This is a genomic window from Halomonas sp. HP20-15 (assembly GCF_033446685.1).
Taxonomy (GTDB): domain Bacteria; phylum Pseudomonadota; class Gammaproteobacteria; order Pseudomonadales; family Halomonadaceae; genus Modicisalibacter.
In genome coordinates this window covers 175,348-195,890 of sequence record NZ_JAWQLY010000003.1, presented here as the reverse complement: position 1 = coordinate 195,890, position 20,543 = coordinate 175,348, and the positions used below count along the sequence as shown (strand labels likewise).

The following is a 20,543-nucleotide window of genomic DNA, read 5'->3' as shown; positions in this document are numbered from 1 at the left end:
GCCCTCATGTTGTCACACCCATGGCGAATCAGCGCCAGCGCCGCGCTGCTCGGCCTCGGCCAGAATGGCCTGCTCGTCGCCTTGCCGGTACTGGTGGCCCGCTTCGAGCTGACCCTCGCCCAGTGGGCCGGGTTGATCATGGCCGGCTCGATGCTGTTCGTGGTCGGCAGTCCGTTCTGGGGCCGGGTGGCGGATCGTCACGGCAGCCGCCCGGTGGTCATCCAGGCGCTGGCCGGTTACATCGTCAGCTTCATGCTGATCGCTCTCGTCCTGTGGTTTTCCACCGCTCACGACCTGCCCACCCCGGCGCTGCTCGCCGGCCTGCTTATCGCCCGGGTGGTCTACGGCCTGAGCGTGTCCGGCATGGTCCCGGCCTGCCAGCAATGGGCGGTGGCGCTCGATGCCCAGGCCGCGAACGGCCGGGGCCGCGTCGCGGCGCTCGCCACGGTCAGCGCGGGGCTGAGCACCGGGCGCCTGCTGGGCCCGCTGGTCGCCTCCGCCAGCCTGACGTTGTCGGTCTATGCGCCGTTCGTGACGATGCTGCTGGCCGGCGTGCTGGCGTTGCTGTTGGTGCGCGGTATCGCCAACCCGGCCGCAGGGCACGTCGACCCTCAGCCGACCGCCCGGCTACCCGCCCCGCGCAATGGCGTGTTCCTGATCCAGGCGCTGCTGCTGGCGATGTCGGTCTCGCTGATGCAGCTCGGCCTGCCGGCCTCCCTCCAGGCCGCGCTTCCCATCACGCCCGAGCGGGCCAGTCACCTGATGGGGCTGCTGCTATCGCTCGGTGCCGCCGGCGCCTTGCTGGCCCAGCTCGGCGTGATCCGCAGCCGGCGTCTCGCCTGGCCGGCCCTGCTGGGCATCGGCGGGCTGGCGATGACCGCCGGCTACGCGCTACTCGTCCAGGCCAACGACCTCGGCATCTTCGCGATGGGTGTCGTCGTCGCCAGCATCGGCGCGGCGCTCGCCATCCCCGGCTACACCGCCGGCTCGGCCGTTCACCAGGCCCAGGGCGTCAGCGCCGGCTACCTGGCGATGGCCCATACCCTGGGCTACGCCGCCGCCACGCTGTGGGTCGCCAGTCTTGCCAGCGAGCGCCTGCTGCCGCTCGCGCTGGGCGCCGCCATCGCCTGGTTGGCGCTGGTACCGCTGGCCTGGCATCTGGCGGCCCGGGTCGCGTACCGCGCCGAGCCCGCCCGGCCGCGCTGACTCCCGTTCAGGAACGCAACAGGCATAATTCGATTTTCAGCTTAATAGTTAACGATTCCCATTCGCCAATGGTGACCATGTCACTAACCATCAGGAGCCTGCGATGACTCATCCCCGACTCGCGACGGCCACCGGCCATGCCCAGGCGCTCGCCCCGAGCGACATCGCCAGCTGGCGCGTCGATACCCGCAACGACCTGCCGGCCAGCTGTTTCTGCAACGCCCTGCTGCGCGAGACCGGGGGCTGGCAGCGGCTGCAGACCGCCAGCGGGCCGGTCATTCGCTTGCCGGTCACGGCAGGCGTGATCTGGCTGCGCCTGCGCCACATCAGCGCCAGCGGTGAGTGTCGCTTCCTGTGGCCGGCCTACTTCGCCGCCCATGGCCACGACGCCACCGCGCAGCCGCTGGACTTCGCCACGCTGCTCGAGCAGGTGCTGGCCACCGCCGCCCTGGTCGGCCCGCTCGATGCCGAGCAGCGCGAGACGTTTCAACAGCGGGTGCTCGAGAGCCGCGCCAACACCCACCAGAGCCTTGCCGAGCGCGACGACCTCGACCACCTGCAGTACGGCCCGCTCACCTTCGCCGAGGCCGAGCAGGGCCTGCTGGCCGGCCACGCCTTTCATCCTGCGCCCAAGTCGCGGGCACCGTTCGACGCCGAGCAGGCGCGTCGCTACTGCCCCGAGCACCGCGCCCGGGTGGCGCTGGCCTGGTGGGCCGTGGCGCCGCGCGCGCTAGTGTCTTCCTCGAGCCGGCCCCAGTCCGCCGGGGAGCTGGCCCGCGAGCTGCTGCCCGAATCGCTCGCCGGCGAGCTGCCCACCGGGTTCACGCCGTTGCCCATGCACCCCTGGCAGGCCGGCCAGTTGCGCCGGCAGCCCTGCGTGCGCGCCATGGAGGCCGATTGCCGCCTGGTATGGCTGGGCGAGAGCGAGACCGAGTGGTACCCGACCTCGTCGCACCGCTCGCTCTACGCCCCCGGCGCGCCCTGGATGGTCAAGGGCTCGCTGTCGGCGCGGCTGACCAATTCGCTGCGCCTGCTCAGCGAAAAGGAGGTCACCCGCGGCGTGCGTCTCGATGCCTGGATGCGCGAACTCGACACCGCGCGGCGCTTCCCGGGCTTCGCGGTGATGCAGGAGCCGGCCTGGCTGGGCTGGCGCAACGCCTGCGGCGATACCGACCCGGAGAGTCTGGCGGTGCTGCGCGAGAACCCGCTGGCCGACGCCGCGGACGGCGAGACGCCGGTACTTGCCACGCTCACCCAGCAGCCCTTCGACCAGGCCGGCCTGAGCCTGCTCGGCGCGCGCCTGGTGACGCTGGCCGGTGAACGCGCAGCGGCGCCCGGCGCTGCGGCGCCGCTCGCCGAGACCGCCCGCGGCTGGTTCGCGGCCTACTGCGAGCGCGTGCTCACGCCGCTGTTCGGCCTGCTGGTGGAGGACGGCATCGCCCTGCTCGCCCACCAGCAGAACATCGTCCTGCGCCTCGAGGACGGCTGGCCGGTCGGCATGTACTACCGCGACTGCCAGGGCAGCGGCGTCACCCAGCACTTTCTCGCCCGGCATTTCGAACTGGTCGACGCGCCGCCCGAGAACCTGTGGACGCGGGAGACGGTGCGCCGCTACTTCCCCTACTACCTGCTGATCAACTCGACCTTCGCGGTGACCAGCGCGCTGGCCGCCGACGGCCTGATCGACGAGCGCCTGCTGCTCGACGACCTGCGCGATCACCTGGGCACCCTGCGCGAGCGCCTGGTCGGCGATCTCGACTGTCTCGAGCACGTCCTCAGCGCGCCGACCCTCGACGCCAAGGGCAATTTCTTCTGCTACCTGAGCGGCGTCAACGAGGCCACCCTGAGCGACCCGGCACGCCTCTACCGCCCGCTCGCCAACCCGCTCGTCGGCGACGCCGGCGATCACGTTCCCGACCATCCATTGCGCCAAGGAGCCCTGGCATGACCGCGACCCTCACGAGCCCCGCCGCCGATACCGCGCGCGCAGTCGGCGACAGCGCCGCCGCCGCGACCTTGACCGAACGGCCGGACGGCGCCGCCACGCTGGCCTGCCCCGCGAGCCTACCGACCTCGCTGGTCGCTCATCTCGACGCGCTGTTCGCCGAACGCCGCCAGCTCTCCACGCTGATCCTCGACGAGGCCTGGCGCGCCCACCCCGACTGGGCACCGCTGTGCGCCGCGCTGGGCAGCCCGCAGGTGCATCGCGCGGCCTTCTACCAGCAGCCCTGGCACTGGCTGCGGCATACCGCCGCCGATCCCGCCGCCACCCGCTTCGATCCCGGCCTCGGCCACCCGCGACGCCCGCCCAAGCCCCACGGCGAGGTCTACCGGCGCGCCGTACCCGAGCTGGGGCGGGTCTTCTCGCTGCGCGTCATCGATCCCGAGCGCGACCTGGAGCGCTTCGTGCGCTGGATGCACCTGCCACGGGTCGCCGAGTTCTGGGAACAGGCCTGGTCCCGCGACGAGCTGGCGGCGTTCGTCGAAGCACGGCTGGCCGACGCCCACACCCTGCCGCTGATCGGCGAGTTCGACGGCCAAGCGTTCGGTTACTTCGAACTCTACTGGGCGGCCGAGGATCGCCTCGCCCCCTATTACCCCTGGGAGGCCTTCGATCGCGGCCTGCACCTGCTGGTCGGCGAGCAGCAGTTCCGCGGCGCGCGCTTCGTCGACGCCTGGCTCGCCGGGCTGTCGCACTACGCCTACCTCGCCGAACCGCGCACCCGCCGGCTGGTGCTCGAACCGCGCCATGACAACGCCCGGCTGTTTCGCCACCTCGAGCGCCTGGGGCTGCACGCGCAGCGCGACTTCGACTTTCCCCACAAGCGCGCCACGCTGGTCATGGGCCGGCGCGAACGGTTCTTCGCGGAGGTGATGTGATGCAGACCCTGGACGCCGCCCTGGCGCGCCACTGGCCGGCCGCCAACCGTGCGTTGATCGCCAAGATGATCGGTGAGCTCAGCTACGAGCAGATCCTCGCGCCCACCGCTGACGACGAAGACGGCGAAGACGACGGCTACCGTCTCGAGTTGGGCGCGGCCAGCGTGTGGCGTTACCGGGCCCGCCTCAATCTATGGGGCCAGCCAATGGTCGACCCGCAGAGCCTGGCGCCGCCGCCCGGCGAACGCCCGGAGGCCGCCGATTTCCTGCTCGCCCTGGCCCCGGCACTGGGCATGCACGACGGCCAGGTCGCCGAGCATCTCGAGGACCTGTTCGCCACCCTGCGCGCCGACTGCCAGCTGCGCGAGGCCCGCCGCGGGCTGAGTGCCGACGCCGCCATCCGCCTGGCCGAGCCCGAACGGCAGCGGCTGCTCGACGGCCATCCCAAGTTTTTGTTCAACAAGGGCCGGCGCGGCTGGGGGCTCGAAGCGCTGGCGCGCTACGCGCCGGAGCACGGCGGGCGCTTCCGGCTGGGCTGGGTGGCCGTCGCCGACGCCGCGCTGGATAGCGGCGGCATCGCCATCGACAGCCGCGAGCTGCTCGACGCGGCACTCTCGGCCCATGAGCACGCGCGGCTGCGCCAGGCGCTCGCCGAGCGGGTCGCCTACCCGGCCGAGTATCGCCTGCTGCCGGTCCATCCCTGGCAGTGGCAGCAGGTCCTGGGGCCGCTGCATGTCGGCGACATCGCCCACGCCCGGCTGGTCTATCTCGGCGAATTCGGCGACGAGTATGTCGCCCAGCAGTCGCTGCGCACCCTGACCAACGTCAGCCGCCCCCGCGCCGGCTACGACATCAAGCTGCCGCTGACGATCATGAACACCTCCTGCTATCGCGGTATTCCCGGGCGCTTCTTGCTCGCCGGGCCGGCCGCCTCGCAGTGGCTCAAGGCGCGCGCGACCGACGACCCCGAGCTCGCCGGCGCCGGGCTCGAGATCCTCGCCGAGCCGGCCGCCGCGGTGCTGCCGCATGACCAGTACGCGCGCCTGGAGGCCGCGCCCTATCGCTATCACGAGCTGTTCGGGGTGATCTGGCGCGAATCGCTGGCGCCGCGCCTGGGCGACGACGAACAGGCGCTGCTGATGGCCGAGTTGATGCAGTGCGACGAACACGGCCGGCCGTGGCTGGCCGCCTACATCGACGCCTCCGGCATCACCGCGGACCGCTGGCTGACCCGGCTGTTCGAGGCCACCCTGGTGCCGATGTGGCACCTGATGTGCCGCTATGGCGTGTCGCTGATCGCCCACGGCCAGAACCTCACCGTGATCCTGCGCGACGGGGTGCCCCACCGCCTGGCGCTGAAGGACTTCCAGGGCGACCTGCGGCTGGTCGACGAGGAGTTCGCCGAAGCCGCCGACCTGCCCGAAGCGCTCAAGCGCGTCACCGTGCGCCTGCCGCCCGACAAGCTGATCCACGACCTGCAGACCGGCCACTTCGTCACTACGCTGCGCTTCATCGCCCCGCTGGCCGCGGCCTGCGGCGTCGACGAGACGCGCTTCTACCGGTTGTGCGGCGCAGTGCTCGAGCGCTATGCCGCGCGCCACCCCGAGCTCGCCGAGCGCTTTGCGCGCTTCGACCTGTTCGCTCCGCGCATCCTGCGCCTGACCCTCAACCGCGCGAAGTTCCTGCACGCCACCGACCATGCCGCCGAGCGGATGCTCGCCGAGATGCGGCTGACGGTCGCCAACCCGTTGCATCACGCCTGTGCTCAAACGTCCCACAAGGAGGTGCTGGATGCCTGACATGCCCCTTCACCATGCCGCTTTCGACCTCGCCGGCCTGGGCGCCGGTCCGTTCAACCTGAGCATCGCCGCGCTCGCCGACAGCCACGTGCCGACGCTGCGCACGCGCTTCTTCGAGCGCAGGGAGACGCTCAGCTGGCATCCCGGCATGCTGCTGCCCGACACCCACCTGCAGACCGGCTTCCTCAAGGACCTGGTCACCGCGGTGGCCCCCGACAGCCCGCATTCGTTCCTCAACTACCTGGTCTGCCATCGGCGCTTCTATCGCTTCGTCAACGCCGAGCTGCCGACCCTGAGCCGCGCCGAGTTCTCCGACTACCTGCGCTGGGTGGGCGGGCGACTGAGCTCGGTCGAGACCGGCAACGCGGTGCGCGAAGTCGGCCTCGACCGCCACGGCTTCCGACTGTCCTGCGATCGCGGCAGCTACCGCGCCCGCCACCTGTGCCTGGGCACCGGCAAGACGCCGTGGCTGCCGCCCTTCGCCGAGGCGCTGCGCGGCCCGCAGTGCCTGCATGCCGCCGAGATCGCCCATGCCGAGCGCGACTTCACCGGCAAGCGGGTGGCGATCGTGGGTGGCGGGCAGAGCGGCGCGGACATCTTCATCAATGCCCTGCGCGGTCACTGGGGCCAGCCCGGCGAGCTCAACTGGCTGTCGCGGCGGCGCAACTTCCAGCCGCTCGACGAGACCGCCTTCACCAACGAGTACTTCACCCCCGAGTACACCCGCGGCTTCCACGGCCTGCCCGGGTCGATCCGCGAGCAGGAAGTCGCCGCCCAGAAACTGGCCAGCGACGGCATCACCCCGGCCGCCCTGCAAACGCTGTATCGCGAGCTCTATCACCGCTTCGACGTGCTCGGCGAGGCGCGCTGGGCGCGGCTGCTGCCGCATCGCCAGGCCACCGCGCTGACCCGCCATGGCCCCGGTTACCGGCTGACCAGCGAGCATGGCCTGGGCGGCGAGCGCGAGGTCTTCGACGCCGACGTGGTGATCTTCGCCACCGGTTTCGCCACGACGCTGCCCGAGTGCCTGGCGCCGCTGGCCGGACGCCTGGAACGCGACGCGCGCGGCGAGCTGGTGCTCGGCGCGCATTTCGAGACCCGCTGGGATGGCCCGGCGGACCATCGGCTCTACGCCGTCAATGCCGGCCGCCACAGCCATGGCATCGCCGAGCCGCAACTCTCGCTGATGGCCTGGCGCTCGGCGACGATCCTCAATCATGCCTGCGGTCGCGAGGTATTCGATCTCGGCGACGAGGCCGGGCCGATCGCCTGGCAGCCGCTCGCCGAACGCAGCGCCTGGGCACGGGCGATCTAGCGCGCCGGGCGACCATTGATAACAATTCGTATTTAATTTAACCTCTGCGGCTCGGGACGCTGGCGCGCGCGCATCGGATGCATCGCCAGCGTCCCGCCCCGCCCGTCCGCTTGCGGAGTTCGTCATGTTCCAAGTCAATGCCGCCAGCTTCGCGATCAATGGCAAAACCCTGCTGGAGCCCACCGACCTGCGTTTCGACGAGGGCCGGGTCTACGGCCTGATCGGCCATAACGGCTCGGGCAAGTCGACGCTGCTCAAGCTGCTCGCCCAGCAGCAGGGCGCCAGCCAGGGCGAGATCCAGCTCGACGGACGGCCGCTGGCCAACTGGGGCAATCGCGAATTCGCCCGCCAGGTCGCCTACCTGCCGCAGCATCTGCCCGGCGCCGAGGCGCTGACCGGCCGCGAGCTGGTGGCGTTCGGCCGCTACCCCTGGCACGGCCTGCTGGGGCGCATGAGCGACGAGGACCAACGCCAGATCGAGCGCGCCATCGCGCTGACCCATACCGAGGCGTTCGCCGACCGGCTGGTCGACACGCTCTCCGGCGGCGAGCGCCAGCGCGTGTGGCTGGCGATGCTGATCGCCCAGGGCAGCCGCTTCCTGCTGCTCGACGAGCCGTTGGCGGCGCTCGACATCGCTCATCAGGTCGAGGTGCTGGCGCTGATCCGCAAGCTCTGCCACGAACTGAAGCTGGGGGTGATCATCGTCCTGCACGACGTCAACATGGCCGCCCGCTACTGCGATCATCTCATCGCCCTGCACAGCGGCCGGCTGCTCGCCCAGGGCGCGCCCAGCGAGCTGATGTGCGACGCCACCCTCGAGGCGATCTACGGCATTCCGATGCGGGTGATGGCCCACCCCGGCGGCGATCATCCGATCGCCGTGCTGCATTGAGCCCCGATCGTCGAACCGGCTTCGGAGCCCGAGTGTCCCCAGCCCGCCTGACCCGTCCCGTTTCGCCGCTGATCGCAGTCCTGCTGCTGGCCTTGCTGTGTGCGTTGCTGCCGGCTCGGGCAGCCGCGAGTGCGCCGCCGCGCCTGGCCACCATCGACTGGACCATCGCCGAGACCCTGCTGGGGCTCGGCATCACGCCGCTTGCCGTCGCCCAGACCGATTCCTACCGCGACTGGGTCGGCGCGCCCCAACTCCCCGACTCGGTGGCCGACCTGGGGCTGCGCGCCCAGCCCAATCTCGAGCTGCTCGCCGACCTGGCCCCCGAGCGCATCCTGATCTCGCCGATGTTCGCCTCGTTGGAATCGCGCCTGTCGCAGATCGCCCCGGTAGCGACGGTGGGCCTGTATGCCCGCGAGGGTCCGCTGTGGCCCAACCTGCTGGCCGCGACCCGCGAGATCGCCGAGCTCGCCGGGCGCCCCCAGGCCGCCGAGCGGCTGATCGCCGACAGCCAGGCACGCATCGCGGCGCTGGCCGACACCCTGCCGCCGATCGAACGGCCGCTGTTGATGGTCCAGTTCATGGACGCCCGTCATGTGCGCGTCTTCGGCGATCATTCGCTCTACGACGCCGTGCTCGACCGGCTGGGGCTCGCCAACGCCTGGACCGGCGCCACCAACAGCTGGGGCTTCTCGCTGGTCGGCCTCGAGGCACTGGCGGGCATCGACGCGCGGCTGGTAGTGGTCGAGCCGTTGCCGGTCGGCGTCGAGGCGGCGCTGGCCGACAGCGGGCTATGGCGTCACCTCGAGCCGGTGCGCCGCGAGCGGGTGGTTACCCTGCCGCCGGTATGGAGCTTCGGCGGGCTGCTCTCGGCGCAGCGCTTCGCCGAGCAGCTGGCCGCTGCGCTGCGCGCGGCCGAAATGAGCGACGAGGGCGACACGCCATGAAAGCGACCGCCGCCCGCCTGACGCAGCGCCGCTGGCTCACCCCGGGACGCGCCTGCGCCGCGTTCGCCGCGCTGACCCTGGCGCTGGCGTGGCTGGCGGTGGACGCCCAGATGGGCCTGAATGATGCCGTGCACGGCCTGTTCGCCCCCAGCGAGGGCCGGATCGGCCAGTGGGTCGCGCATTACAGCTTCTGGCCGCGGCTCGGCGTCGCGCTGCTCGCCGGCGGCGGGCTGGCGCTGGCCGGGGTGCTGATGCAGCAGGTGCTGCGCAACCCGCTGGCCGCGCCGACCACGCTGGGGGTGGCCAGCGGCGCCAACCTGGCGCTGCTGGCGGCGACGCTGTTCGCCCCGGGGCTTTTGGTGCTGGGCCGCGAGTGGGTCGCGCTGGTCGGGGGCGGGCTGGCCATGGGGCTGGTCTTCGCGCTGGCCTGGCGACGCGGGCTGACGCCGATGGTGGTGGTGCTCGCCGGGCTGGTGGTCAACCTCTACTTCGGCGCGCTGAGCGTGGTGCTGCTGCTGTTCAATCAGGAGGCGCTCAAGGGCCTGATGATCTGGGGTGCCGGCTCGCTTGCGCAGAACAACTGGGATGGCGTGGCTTACCTGTTGCCGCGCCTGGCGATCGCCACGCTGCTGACACTGGCACTCATCAAGCCGCTGACGATCCTCGAGCTCGACGACGCCAATGCGCGCAGCCTCGGCGTCTCGCTCAAGCAGATGCGCCTGGCCAGCCTGGGCCTGGCGGTGTTCGTCACCGCCTGCGTGGTCAGCGTGGTCGGGGTGGTGGGTTTCATCGGCCTGGCCGCCCCGGCCATCGCACGGCTGCTGGGCGCGCGTCGGCTAGGCGCACGGCTACTCTGGGCGACGCTGCTCGGCGCCCTGCTGCTGACCGCCACCGACCTGCTGCTGCAGCGCTTCTCGGGCAAGCTGCCGACGCTGATTCCCACCGGGGCGACGACCGCCGCGCTGGGCGCGCCGCTGCTGCTGTGGCTGATCCGCCGTCTGCACCTGGGCGGCCAGCGACCGCGCGTCGAGGCCGGCGAGACGCCGATCTCGCACGACACGCCGCGGCGACTGGCCGGCGTGCTCGCCGTGGCCCTGCTCCTGGCCGTCGGCGTGAGCCTGCTGATCGGCCAAGGCGCCGGGGGCTGGCAAACGCCGCTGGCCAGCGGCGACTGGTCGACGCTGCCATGGCGCTGGCCGCGACTGCTCGCCGCCGGTGCCGCGGGGGTGCTGCTGGCGCTCGCCGGCACGCTGATCCAGCGGGTCACCGGCAACCCCATGGCCAGCCCGGAAGTCCTGGGCATCAGCGGCGGCACGGCGATCGGACTGGTCGTCGCGCTGTTGCTGATTCCCGGCATCGGCTACCTGGGGCTGATCGGCGTGGGTACGCTGGCGGCGCTGGTCACGCTGGTGGTGCTCGTCGCGCTCAACCGGCGCAACGGCTTCCAGCCCGAACAGTTGCTGCTCACCGGGGTGGCGATCACCGCGCTGTTCGACGCCGTGCGCAGCTTCATCCTCGCCGGCGGCGACCCGCGCGGCCAGCAGATCATCGCCTGGATGTCCGGCTCGACCTATTACCTCGACGCCCCGGTGGCGGTCATCGTGCTGGGCCTGGCCGTGGTGCTGGCGATCGCCGCCACGCCGTTCGCCCGCTGGCTCGACCTGCTGCCGCTCGGTGCGCCCACCGCCCAGGCGCTAGGCGTCAACGTCGCCCGCGCCCGGCTATTGCTGCTGGGGCTGGTGGCGCTGCTCACCGCCTGCGCTACCCTGGTGGTCGGCCCGTTGTCCTTCGTCGGCCTGCTGGCTCCGCACATGGCCCGGCTGATGGGCTTCAAGCGCGCCCGCGACCACCTGCTCGGCGCCACGCTGATCGGCGCGCTGCTGATGATTCTCGCCGACTGGGTGGGCCGCCAGTTGCTGTTTCCCCAGGAGATTCCCGCCGGGCTGGTCGCCACCCTGCTCGGCGGCGCCTACTTCATGTGGGGGCTGCGCCGGCTCTAGGCGCGGCCCCGCCAGCGCCTAGAGCCGGCTCTTCCTCGCTTCTCCCAGTCGCCTGCACGCCCGATGGGAAGAAAAATAGCGCGTGAAATAGGCGCTTTTCGCCATTAAAGCGCGCTCTCGAGCGCGCCGATAACCTGCTTGGTTGCCAGGTAATCGAACCATGGACGTTCTCTCGGGCGATTGATCGCCACCTGCCATGAGCGTCGACGACGCATCTTTTCAGCGTTCTCCCGTCGCATGGCAGCACCCCTCGCCAGCCTTCCGTATGCGCTTCAGCGCCGGTCATCCGCGCTGATGCCAACTCGCGATCCCTCTCCCTGCAGGTAACGACCATGCGCTCCTTGATTGATTTCACACTCACCAGCCAATGGAATGGCGGCTATGTGATGGAAATCTCCATCACCAATACGGGCCTGGAGCCGATTCACGATTACCGGATCGACTTCGATCTGCCCGGCACCCTGACCGACGTCTGGGGCGGCGATCTCATGGTTCTCGCGCCAGGACGCTACGGCGTCGTCGACGACGATGCCAACAACGATATCGCCGTCGGCGAAACCGCACGCTTCAAGATCAAGGTGATCAGCGAGACCGGCGAACTGCCGAGCGGCTTCACCGTCAACGACGAGGCCGCCGAACTCAGCGACGCAGCGCAAGCCCTGATCGACGCCCATATGCCGGAAGACGTACTCGGCGACGACTTCGTCTTCGCCGACAACGCGATAAGCGTCGACGCCACGATCACCGCCAGGCAGTTGGAGGCACTGATCGACAGCGCCCCGGATGGCGCCACCATCCAGCTACAAGCGGGCGCGTACCGCTTCGATCAGGCAATCGCCGTTACCCGCTCCGACGTGACGATCGCCGGGGCCGGCTCCGCCGAGACCCATATCACCTTCACCGATGCCGCGCTGGTCGACGGCGCCACGCAGGCGTTCCTGGTCGCGAGCGATGCCACGCAGTCCATCGGCAATCTACAGGCCGCTGCCAGCGAGGGTGATACCACGCTCACCCTGGACGCCGGTCATGGCCTGGCGGTAGGCGATGCGTTGCGCCTGTGGCAGGACAACGATGCCGCCTACCTGGACAGCATCGGCGATCGCGAATGGCGCCAGGATGCCCCGCTGCGCACCAGCATGGCGCGGGTCGTCGCGGTGGAGGGCGACCAGGTCACGCTCGATCGTGGCGTGCATTTCGATTTCGCGGCCCAGGCGACCCAGGTCGAGCGGGTCGGCTTGCTGGAAAACGTCAGCCTGGGCGGCTTCACGATCGCCTACGAACTGGGCGCGGCCGACAGCGGCGATTTCAGCAACCTCCTGCCGGCGCTCGATCGCTACCACGCCATCGAGTTCAACGGCACGCTGAACGGCCATCTCGAGGATATCCGCATCGTCGATGGCCCTTCGACCGCCTTCGAGTTCGCCCGGTCGCTGGATATCAGCGCCAGCGGTCTCGAGGCTCTGGGCAGCTTCAACAAGGGCGGCAACGGCAACGGCTATGGTTTCGAGTTGCGCGAGAACTACGATGGCCAGCTGGACGACCTGGTCAGCCTGGGCATGCGCCACGGGCTGGTGTTCGCCTCGTGGAGCTCATCGGTGGGCAATCGCATCAACATCGACGCGACCGACCGCGACATCAACTTCCATGGCGGCCAGGACCATGCCAACGTGGTCCACGTCGAGCAATCGATCCGTGATGCGGGTCATGACAGCATGTCCACGAGCGTCTGGTTCAACACAGGGGAAAGCTTCGGCGCCCCGACCGACGCCGCGAGCAATACCGTGACCTTCGACTACGTGGTCGGCTCGCGGCGCGACGACGAAATCCAGGCCACCGACGATGGCGCCTACCTTGACGGCGCGCTCGGTCACGATCGCCTGCTTGGCGGTGCCGGTGATGACCTGCTGCGCGGCGGCGCCGGCTGGGGCGACGATTTCATCGATGGCGGGGCGGGACACGATACGGCCCTGATCGACGGCAACTTCGCCGATTACCGCATCAGTTACAACGACGATGGCAGCCTGTTCATCGACGGTATCGGTGACGACGATACCCTGGTCAACGTCGAGACCGCGGTTTTCGCCGATGGCGTGACCCTCGATGTCGCTTCGGGCGTGGCCACTCAGGGCAGTGCGATGGCGATCCCCGACGCCGCTTCGATCCTCGCCGACGACGCGGCCGCAATCATCGACTTGCCGCAGGACACCGCACCGCAAGTAGCGGTCGCCATGGAGAGCGTCAGCCGCTGGTCGAGCGGCTATGTAATGGCGGTGGAACTGACCAACACCGGCACCACGACCATTCTCGAGCCACAGATCGGTTTCGAGCTGGGCGCAGAGATCACCCAGTACTACGGCACCACCCTGCTCGCGCGCCAGGGCGACAGCTATCTGGTCGGCGACAACGCCGAGCTGGCGCCCGGCGCCACGATACGCTTCTCGTTCAAGGCCTACGCTCCCGAGAGTCTGCTGCCCCGAGGGCTCACGCTCAACGGTCAGGCGCTGGACGTAGATACCACGGCGCTCCAGGCGGGCAGCGCAGCCGACGTCGACGACCTGATCAGCGTTACCGGCAACGTCACCAGTGAATGGTCGAGCGGTTACGTCGCCGAGGTCTTCGTGACCAATACCGCGACCGAGACCCTCAACGACGTATCGCTCGACTTCGATCTGCCGGGGCCGATCGATGCCATCTGGAACGCCGCCCTGAGCGGCGGCGAGGGACATTACACGGCAACCGACGGCGCCTCGCTGGCCCCCGGCGAAACCTGGCGCTTCTCCTACAAGAGCTATTCGGAAACCGCCCTGCCCAGCAATACCCGGGCCACCGGCCATATCGAGCCGGCCGACGAGAAGTCCGTCGAACTGAACACCGCTCCCGAGGACCTGACGCTGGCAGGCACCCTCGACGACGATCTGCTTTTCGGCTTCGACGGCGACGACAGCCTCGCGGGCAACGCCGGTGACGACCGTCTGATCGGCGGCGAAGGCAGCGACACGCTTGAGGGCGGTGATGGCGCGGACAGCTTCGTGTTCCGCTCGACCTTCGAGTCGGGGCCGGACGATTCCGACCGGATCCTCGATTTCGATTTTGCCGAGGGCGACATCATCGACCTGTCGGCGATCGATGCCAACTCGGCGCTCGACGGCGACCAGGCCTTCGACTGGCGCGGCGAGCTGGGCTTCACGGGGGCGGGTGGCGAGCTGCGCTTGAGTGGCGCAACGCTGCAGGCCGATGTCAACGGCGACGGCATCACCGATATGGCGATCGAATTGGTGGGGGGCAACGTCAACGGCGCCGACGGGTTGATCCTGTAACCGCTCAAACGTCGGCGACGGTTGAAATTGCGCATTCAGGCCCTATGTTGAATAACAGGCGTGACGTAAAGAAATGCGAGGCGGTGTAAGGAGAGTAACCGCCTCCTTTTCTTCATGGTCGGCAACGACCAGGCTTCACGCCTCCGGCGTCTCAGCAGCGCCTCGCGGCGCGACGGACGAGACGCCTGGACACTCGAAAAGGATTTTGTACAAGGAGAGCCAGACCATGGATACGCGCAAGCCGTTCAACAAGACCCTGCTCACTACGCTCACCGCCGGTGCGCTGAGTTTCGGAACTCTGGCCTGGGGTGCGCCTCAGGGGTTGTATTCCGCCGATGAGCTGACCGACGCCGACGTCTTCAGCAAGAGCAACCCCTCCGAGGATATCGGCGACGTCGAGGACGTCCTGCTCGACGAGAACATGAAGGTCAGCGGCCTGGTGATCGACACTGGCAACCTGCTCGACATGGGCAGCAAGCAATATGTCATCAAGACCGGGGATTTCAGCGTCGAGACCCAGAACGGCAATGACCTTGAGAACATCAAATACAAGGTGCACGTCGACCTGACTGAAGAGGAAATCACCCAGCAACCCGAATACACCAACGACTGGTGGACGCAGACCAAGCAAGCCACCAGCCAGGCTTGGCAGAACACCAAGGAAACCGCACAGAGCGCTTGGGAAAGCACCAAGGCGGCTACCTCCAATGCCTTGACGGAAGCCGGCGACGCCCTTAGCGAGGCCGGTGACAAGACCGAGCAGGCCGTTGACGAGGCTGGCGATGAAACCCAGCAGGCCGCCGAAGAGGCCCAGGAAGGCGTGGATCAGAACAACTGATTTCCGTGCCCGATGAAGCCAAAAAAGCCCGGTCGATGACCGGGCTTTTTCGTGGCTTTCCAGCCGAGCGTCATTCGCCCGCCGGCTGGCTTACCAGCGGTACTTGAGACTGCCGATCACGCTGCGCGACTCACCGTAGTAGCACCAGTAGTCACATCCACTGATGTACTCCTTGTCGGTCAGGTTGGTGACATTGACTTGCGCCGTCCATGCGGAATTAATTTCGTAACTGGCCATGGCATCGTAAACGGTATAGGAAGACACTTCATCATCTCGATTAGGGTCGGCGTTGACACTCTCACCCACGTAACGCGCCCCAGCGCCGATTTCAAGCCCATGCAAGGCTCCACCCTCGAAGCCGTAGTCTAACCATAGCGAGGCTTGGTGGCGCGGTATCAAACCGGCACGAAACTCGCCACGTTCAGGATCTTCGATGGTGATATCCAGGTAGGTATAAGCCGCTGTGAGCTGAAGCTTCTCCGTCAAATAGCTCACGCCTTCAAGTTCAAAACCTTGCGAGTGACGTTCACCGCCTTGTGACTGAATGAACTGGTCATCCGTATACAGCGTATTAGTTTCCTTTAGGTCGAATACAGCGGCGGTTATGTATCCGTCCAGCCAGTCGGGTGTGTACTTAACCCCGGCTTCCCACTGCTCGCCTTCACTGGGTTCGTAGGCTTGCCCATCCGGACCACGCCCCACTTGCGGGCTGAATGACTCGCTATAGCTGAGGTAGGGTGAAATGCCATAGTCACCGAGATACATCACCCCACCGCTGAATGACAGCTGATTCTCACTTTCGTCATAGTCATTCGCTAAGGGATTCTCGCTGTAACTTTCCACGCTTGCCGAATCATGACGTATACCGCCCAGCAGGATCCAACGATCCCCTAGGCGCAGCTGATCTTGAATATAAACGCCGATCTGCTCCTTCTTCTCTTCGGCATCATACTGCAATGAACCAGGCGAATAATTACCATATTCGGGCTCGAAGACATCAATCTCTGTGAACGTACCCGTACCATCGCCATTTTGGTAATCGACATCGAAGTTCTGATAATCGACACCCAGCAACAAGGTGTTTTCGGTGTTCGCTGTAAACCACTTGCCCACCAGGCGGTTATCCACCGTAAAAGCATCGTAACTACCATCACGGTATGTCAGATAGCGACCCACCGTGCGGTCGTCCGCATTAAGTGTGGTAAAAGGCGACAAAGAACGCAGCAATAAATCCATGCGGTTGTAGCGCAGGTTTTGTTGAAATTGCCAAGTGTCATCTATGTCATGTTCGAGCTCGTATCCTAGCGAAACCTGCTCACGCTCCTGATGCTCGTAATCCGGTTCACCCAGATTAGTCTCTCGGTCTATACGCCCAAACTCTGTAGTCTCCAGCGAACCATCTACTGGTCGGAAGCCCTTGCTAGGCGTGCCGTGGTCCTTCATATAACTGGCCAGGAAGGTCACGGTGGTATCTTCCGAGAGATCCACCGCCAGGCTCGGAGCCAGATAAACGCGCTGATTGTCGGTGTAGTCCAACTCACCATCACCCTCGCGGAAGAGCCCGACCATTCGATAGCGCATGTTATCGGTGCCAGCGAGCGGCCCGGAGGTGTCGATACCCACTTGGCGATGGTCCTTGTTACCGCCTTGAATCTCGAAGAGCCCCTGCCGCTCCTCGGTGGGGCGCTTGCTGATCGCGTTCACGACACCACCGGGAGGTGCCTCGCCGTACAGGATCGAGGCTGGCCCCTTGAGCAGGTCGACACGTTCCAAACCGAAAGGCTCGGTCACCCACCAGAAATAGCCACCCTCACGGAAAAGACGCAAACCGTCTTGGTAAGTCGAATTCTCGCCGCTAAAGCCTCGAATGTTGAACCAATCGACACCGTTGTCACTTCCGTAGGGCGCCGCCTGCACTCCACTGCGGTAGCGAAAGGTCTCGTCGTAACTGTTGACGGCGCGCTTATCGAGTTCATCGCGACCGACCTGGGAAACGGCACGCGGGGTTTCTATGGGAGGCGTCGCAACCTTCAGCGCCGTCGCCGTAACCACCATGGTTTCACTGTCTTCGCTGGCTGTCGTGGTGGCTGAATCCTGGGCCAGCGCGGTCAGCGGCAGTGCCAGCAGCGCGCCGGAAAGCGACAAACCCAGCGCGCGGCGGATCGCCAGCGACAAACACAGGTCCGCCGCGGCAGGAGATGGGATGTGGGACATGGGAGCCTCGAATGATCGGATGGGCCGTTTTGGTTGTTAACGCGCATGATAAAGATTTTTATTTAGCGTCACAACGGAACTAGCCCCACCGAGAGCTGTCTGGCTGCTTTCGGCCCTTCCCTCAGCCGATTCGCGACACCGCATCGCGACTGGCATTGGCACGCTGCTCGCCGGTCAACTCGCTCAACTGGCCGTCGCGCATCTCCAGCAGGCGGTCGGCGTGCTCGAAGTAGCTGTCGTCATGGCTGATCGCGAACACCGTCAGCCCCTGCTCGCGCATCGCCGGCAGCAGTTCGCGATAGAACACCCGCCGGAAGAGCGGGTCCTGATCGGCGGCCCATTCGTCGAGCAGCAGGATGTCGCGCTGTTCGCAGATCGCCACCAACAACGCCAGGCGCTTGCGCTGGCCCTGGGAGAGCTGCCGCGAGGTCACCCGCTGGTCGACGAATTCCAGCTTCTCGCGCATGTTAAGGCGCTCGAGCCAAGCCTCGACCAGCGTCGGGTCGGCTGCCCCACCGTGCGGCCCCAGCAACTGGTCGAACAGGTGGAAATCGGTGAACACGCTGGCGAAGCGTTGCCGATAGGCTTCCCATTGGCGATCGTCGATGACCGTGCCGTCGACCCGGATCTCGCCCGATTGCGGGTGGTAGAGCCCGGTCAGCAGGCGCGCCAGGGTCGACTTGCCGCTGCCGTTGCCGCCGATCAGGAAGATCTGCTCGCCGCGATGCACGGTAAGATCGAGCGGGCCGACGGCGAAGCCGGGTTTGTCGCCGAGCGGGGCGTAACGAAAGCTCACGCCGTGGAACTCGATGCATTGCCAGTCGGCCGGGGCATCTGCGATGTCGAAACCCTCGCGGTCCTCGGCGAGTTGCAGCGATTCGAGCTTGTTGAATGCCACCTGGGCGCTGAGCAGGGTCGGCAGCGCCCCCACCGCGCCGATCAGCGGGGTGCGCAGGAACAGCAATGCCAGCGCGTAGGTCGCGGCCACCGTGGTATTGGCCCAGCCCAGCCCATTGGCCAGGTAGAAGGCCACGCCGATGGCGCCGAGCATCATGATGTTGGCCCAGTTGTTGGCGCTCAGGTGAAAGGTGTCGGCACAGATGACGTGGTGGCGGTAGTCACGCGAGGCGGCATCGAAACTTCCGCCGTACAGCCGCCGGGCGCGATAGCGGTTGAGCGAGAGCTCCTTGCGGCCGTCGATCACCGCCTCGTAGTTCTGGTAGAGCCGATCCTCGGATTCACGCACCAGATGCAGATGGTGATAGACCCGCGATACCAGCCACCAGCCGATCAGCATGGTCAGGGTGATCCACAGCGCGGTGACCGCCAGCATCGGCGCCGATAGATAGCCGAGATAGACGGCCGTGGCGACGGTCAACACGATGCCCTGCACCAGCTCCGGCAGCCGCACGAAGGCGATGGTGACGTTGCGCACGTCGCTCGACAGGCTGGCCAGAAGATGCGCGCTACCCAGTTGCTCGAGGCGCTCGATGTGGGTGTCGAGCATGCGCTTGATCAGCCGTCCGCGCAGGTGGTAGACGAACCAGTGGCCCAGCGTGGTCAGCGCCAGCTGTGCGCCCAGCGATACCGCCAGCAGCAGCACCAGCAGGCCGATGAAACCCGGCAAGGCGGTCAGGGCGCTGGCGGTATCGGCGATCATCCGCTGGTTGATGAACGCGATCACCCCCACGCCCAGCCCGGCGCTCGCCAGGCTCAACAGCATCACGCCGATGAACGGCCAGCGGTAATCGCGAAAGACGACGCGCAGCAACTCCATGCAAGACCCCGAACCTGTCAGTTTGGCGCATACCTTTGGATAAAACGTCCATGCCGTCAATGAACCATTATCGTTGCCAGGCCGGGAAGTCGCCTGCCCCGCCTCGAGAGGTCGCCAGTTAGCGCTCGGGCAGCGGTTCGGCAGTTGTACCGCTGCGCGCTTTAACGCCTCGTCTCGCGCTCAGCAACGCATGCGCCAACCCGCCGATCAATACCCCCCAGAAGGCCGACCCCAGCCCCAGCAGGCTCACCCCCGAGGCGGTCGCCATGAAGGTGATCACCGAGGCTTCGCGGTGCCCCGGCTCCTCCAGCGCGGTCGTCAGGTTGGCGGCGATCGCGCCGATCAAGGCCAATCCGGCCAGCACGGCGATGAAGGCCGCCGGCAGCGCCGTGAACAACGCCACGATGCTGCCGGCGAACAGCGCGCCGAACAGGTAGAACACGCCGTTGGCGATACCCGCCACGTAGCGTTTTTGCGGATCTTCATGGGCATCCTGGCCGGTGCAGATCGCTGCGGTGATCGCCGCCACGACGGTGGTGATGCCACCGAACAGCGCCATCGGCAGCGACACCAGGCTGGTCACGGTGACGATCGGCCTGGCCCGGGTGCGATAGCCGGCCCCGCGCATGATCGCCATGCCCGGCAGGAACTGCCCCGTCAGGCTGACCAACACCAGCGGCAGGGCCAGGCTGAGGGTGGCGTGCCAACTCCATTCGGGGGCGATGAAGACGGGTGAGGCCAGCTGCCAGCGCACCCCCGCCAGCGAGGCGCCCTCGAGCCACGCCGCCAGCGCGATGCCGGTGGCCAACAGCAGGATCAGGCAGTAACGCGGCACCAGGCGCTTGTAGATCAGGTAAGCGAACAGCATGCCCACCGCCAGCAGCGGCGTGGATTCGATCGCCTGGAAGGCGCCCAGCCCGAACTGGAAAAGGATGCCCGCCATCATCCCCGCGGCGATGCCCTTGGGAATCATCGCCACCAGGCGGTCGAAGGTCCCGGTGATGCCGATCAGCAGGATCGCCAGCGCCGCGACGAGATAGGCGCCGACCGCCTCGTTCAGCGACAATCCGGGGAACAGCGTGACCAGCAGCGCGGTGCCGGGCGCCGACCAGGCGGTGATCACCGGCGCCCTCAGCCACGCGCTCAGGACGATGCCCGAGACCGCGGCGCCCATCGAGATGGCCCACACCCAGGAGGTCATCATCGCCGGGGAAACCTCGGCGCTGTGAGCGGCCTGGAAGAAGATCGCCAGCGGGCCGGAGTAGGAGATCATCACGGCCAGGAACCCGGCCGTGACGGCGGAAAGCGACAGATCCTTGAACATCGTCGCGACTCCTTGCTGTCAGGGGCACGCCAGGTGG

Annotated in this window: 13 protein-coding genes; 10 read left to right on the top strand and 3 right to left on the bottom strand. The window is 67.4% G+C overall.

Translation table 11 applies throughout. The features are described 5' to 3' along the window. Positions 1-6 precede the first annotated feature (6 nt). The 10 genes from R6258_RS05590 to R6258_RS05545 all read left to right on the top strand — a co-directional run bounded on the left by R6258_RS05590 (position 7) and on the right by R6258_RS05545 (position 15,191). Positions 7-1,206 (top strand): MFS transporter, encoded by a 1,200-nt coding sequence (locus tag R6258_RS05590; protein ID WP_318448443.1) that lies wholly within the window; start codon positions 7-9, stop codon positions 1,204-1,206. 103 nt (positions 1,207-1,309) lie between these two features. Further along, positions 1,310-3,154, top strand: a complete 1,845-nt coding sequence (locus R6258_RS05585; RefSeq protein ID WP_318448442.1) for an IucA/IucC family protein — start codon at positions 1,310-1,312, stop codon at positions 3,152-3,154. After that, complete coding sequence (locus R6258_RS05580) at positions 3,151-4,086, top strand: GNAT family N-acetyltransferase (RefSeq protein WP_318448440.1); 936 nt, start codon at positions 3,151-3,153, stop codon at positions 4,084-4,086. Before R6258_RS05585 ends, R6258_RS05580 begins: the two co-directional genes overlap by 4 nt. Then, complete coding sequence (locus R6258_RS05575; RefSeq protein ID WP_318448766.1) at positions 4,086-5,885, top strand: IucA/IucC family protein; 1,800 nt, start codon at positions 4,086-4,088, stop codon at positions 5,883-5,885. The genes R6258_RS05580 and R6258_RS05575 overlap by 1 nt, the downstream gene beginning before the upstream one ends. After that, complete coding sequence (locus R6258_RS05570) at positions 5,878-7,200, top strand: lysine N(6)-hydroxylase/L-ornithine N(5)-oxygenase family protein (RefSeq protein WP_318448438.1); 1,323 nt, start codon at positions 5,878-5,880, stop codon at positions 7,198-7,200. Before R6258_RS05575 ends, R6258_RS05570 begins: the two co-directional genes overlap by 8 nt. Before the next feature lie 124 nt (positions 7,201-7,324). Then, entirely contained in the window at positions 7,325-8,092 is a 768-nt protein-coding gene (locus R6258_RS05565) for an ATP-binding cassette domain-containing protein (protein ID WP_318448437.1), read from the top strand. A gap of 32 nt (positions 8,093-8,124) precedes the next feature. Further along, on the top strand, positions 8,125-9,036 hold the full coding sequence (locus R6258_RS05560) for an ABC transporter substrate-binding protein (protein WP_318448436.1): 912 nt from the start codon (positions 8,125-8,127) through the stop codon (positions 9,034-9,036). Then, the gene (gene fhuB / locus R6258_RS05555; RefSeq protein WP_318448434.1) at positions 9,033-11,036 is read left to right on the top strand and encodes a Fe(3+)-hydroxamate ABC transporter permease FhuB; all 2,004 of its coding nucleotides are present in this window, start codon (positions 9,033-9,035) and stop codon (positions 11,034-11,036) included. The genes R6258_RS05560 and fhuB overlap by 4 nt, the downstream gene beginning before the upstream one ends. 332 nt (positions 11,037-11,368) lie before the next feature. Beyond that, positions 11,369-14,353, top strand: coding sequence for a cellulose binding domain-containing protein (locus R6258_RS05550; protein WP_318448433.1), 2,985 nt, complete (start codon positions 11,369-11,371; stop codon positions 14,351-14,353). A 226-nt stretch (positions 14,354-14,579) separates the two neighbouring features. Then, complete coding sequence (locus tag R6258_RS05545; protein ID WP_318448431.1) at positions 14,580-15,191, top strand: PRC-barrel domain-containing protein; 612 nt, start codon at positions 14,580-14,582, stop codon at positions 15,189-15,191. 90 nt (positions 15,192-15,281) lie between these two features. Here R6258_RS05545 and R6258_RS05540 read toward each other — a convergent pair whose 3' ends face one another. From R6258_RS05540 to R6258_RS05530, 3 genes are all read right to left on the bottom strand, one after another. Further along, complete coding sequence (locus R6258_RS05540) at positions 15,282-17,405, bottom strand: TonB-dependent siderophore receptor (protein WP_318448429.1); 2,124 nt, start codon at positions 17,403-17,405, stop codon at positions 15,282-15,284. Between the two features lie 121 nt (positions 17,406-17,526). After that, a complete protein-coding gene (locus tag R6258_RS05535; protein ID WP_318448428.1) occupies positions 17,527-19,182 on the bottom strand; it encodes a multidrug ABC transporter permease/ATP-binding protein in 1,656 nt (551 codons plus the stop codon). Between the two features lie 118 nt (positions 19,183-19,300). Next, positions 19,301-20,506 (bottom strand): benzoate/H(+) symporter BenE family transporter, encoded by a 1,206-nt coding sequence (locus R6258_RS05530; RefSeq protein ID WP_318448426.1) that lies wholly within the window; start codon positions 20,504-20,506, stop codon positions 19,301-19,303. Positions 20,507-20,543: the final 37 nt, after the last annotated feature.

Coding starts and splice junctions, on each gene's coding strand:
- R6258_RS05590 (WP_318448443.1), top strand. CDS start 7: ATGTTGTCACACCCATGGCGAATCAGCGCCAGCGCCGCGCTGCTCGGC.
- R6258_RS05585 (WP_318448442.1), top strand. CDS start 1,310: ATGACTCATCCCCGACTCGCGACGGCCACCGGCCATGCCCAGGCGCTC.
- R6258_RS05580 (WP_318448440.1), top strand. CDS start 3,151: ATGACCGCGACCCTCACGAGCCCCGCCGCCGATACCGCGCGCGCAGTC.
- R6258_RS05575 (WP_318448766.1), top strand. CDS start 4,086: ATGCAGACCCTGGACGCCGCCCTGGCGCGCCACTGGCCGGCCGCCAAC.
- R6258_RS05570 (WP_318448438.1), top strand. CDS start 5,878: ATGCCTGACATGCCCCTTCACCATGCCGCTTTCGACCTCGCCGGCCTG.
- R6258_RS05565 (WP_318448437.1), top strand. CDS start 7,325: ATGTTCCAAGTCAATGCCGCCAGCTTCGCGATCAATGGCAAAACCCTG.
- fhuB (WP_318448434.1), top strand. CDS start 9,033: ATGAAAGCGACCGCCGCCCGCCTGACGCAGCGCCGCTGGCTCACCCCG.
- R6258_RS05550 (WP_318448433.1), top strand. CDS start 11,369: ATGCGCTCCTTGATTGATTTCACACTCACCAGCCAATGGAATGGCGGC.
- R6258_RS05545 (WP_318448431.1), top strand. CDS start 14,580: ATGGATACGCGCAAGCCGTTCAACAAGACCCTGCTCACTACGCTCACC.
- R6258_RS05540 (WP_318448429.1), bottom strand. CDS start 17,405: ATGTCCCACATCCCATCTCCTGCCGCGGCGGACCTGTGTTTGTCGCTG.
- R6258_RS05535 (WP_318448428.1), bottom strand. CDS start 19,182: ATGGAGTTGCTGCGCGTCGTCTTTCGCGATTACCGCTGGCCGTTCATC.
- R6258_RS05530 (WP_318448426.1), bottom strand. CDS start 20,506: ATGTTCAAGGATCTGTCGCTTTCCGCCGTCACGGCCGGGTTCCTGGCC.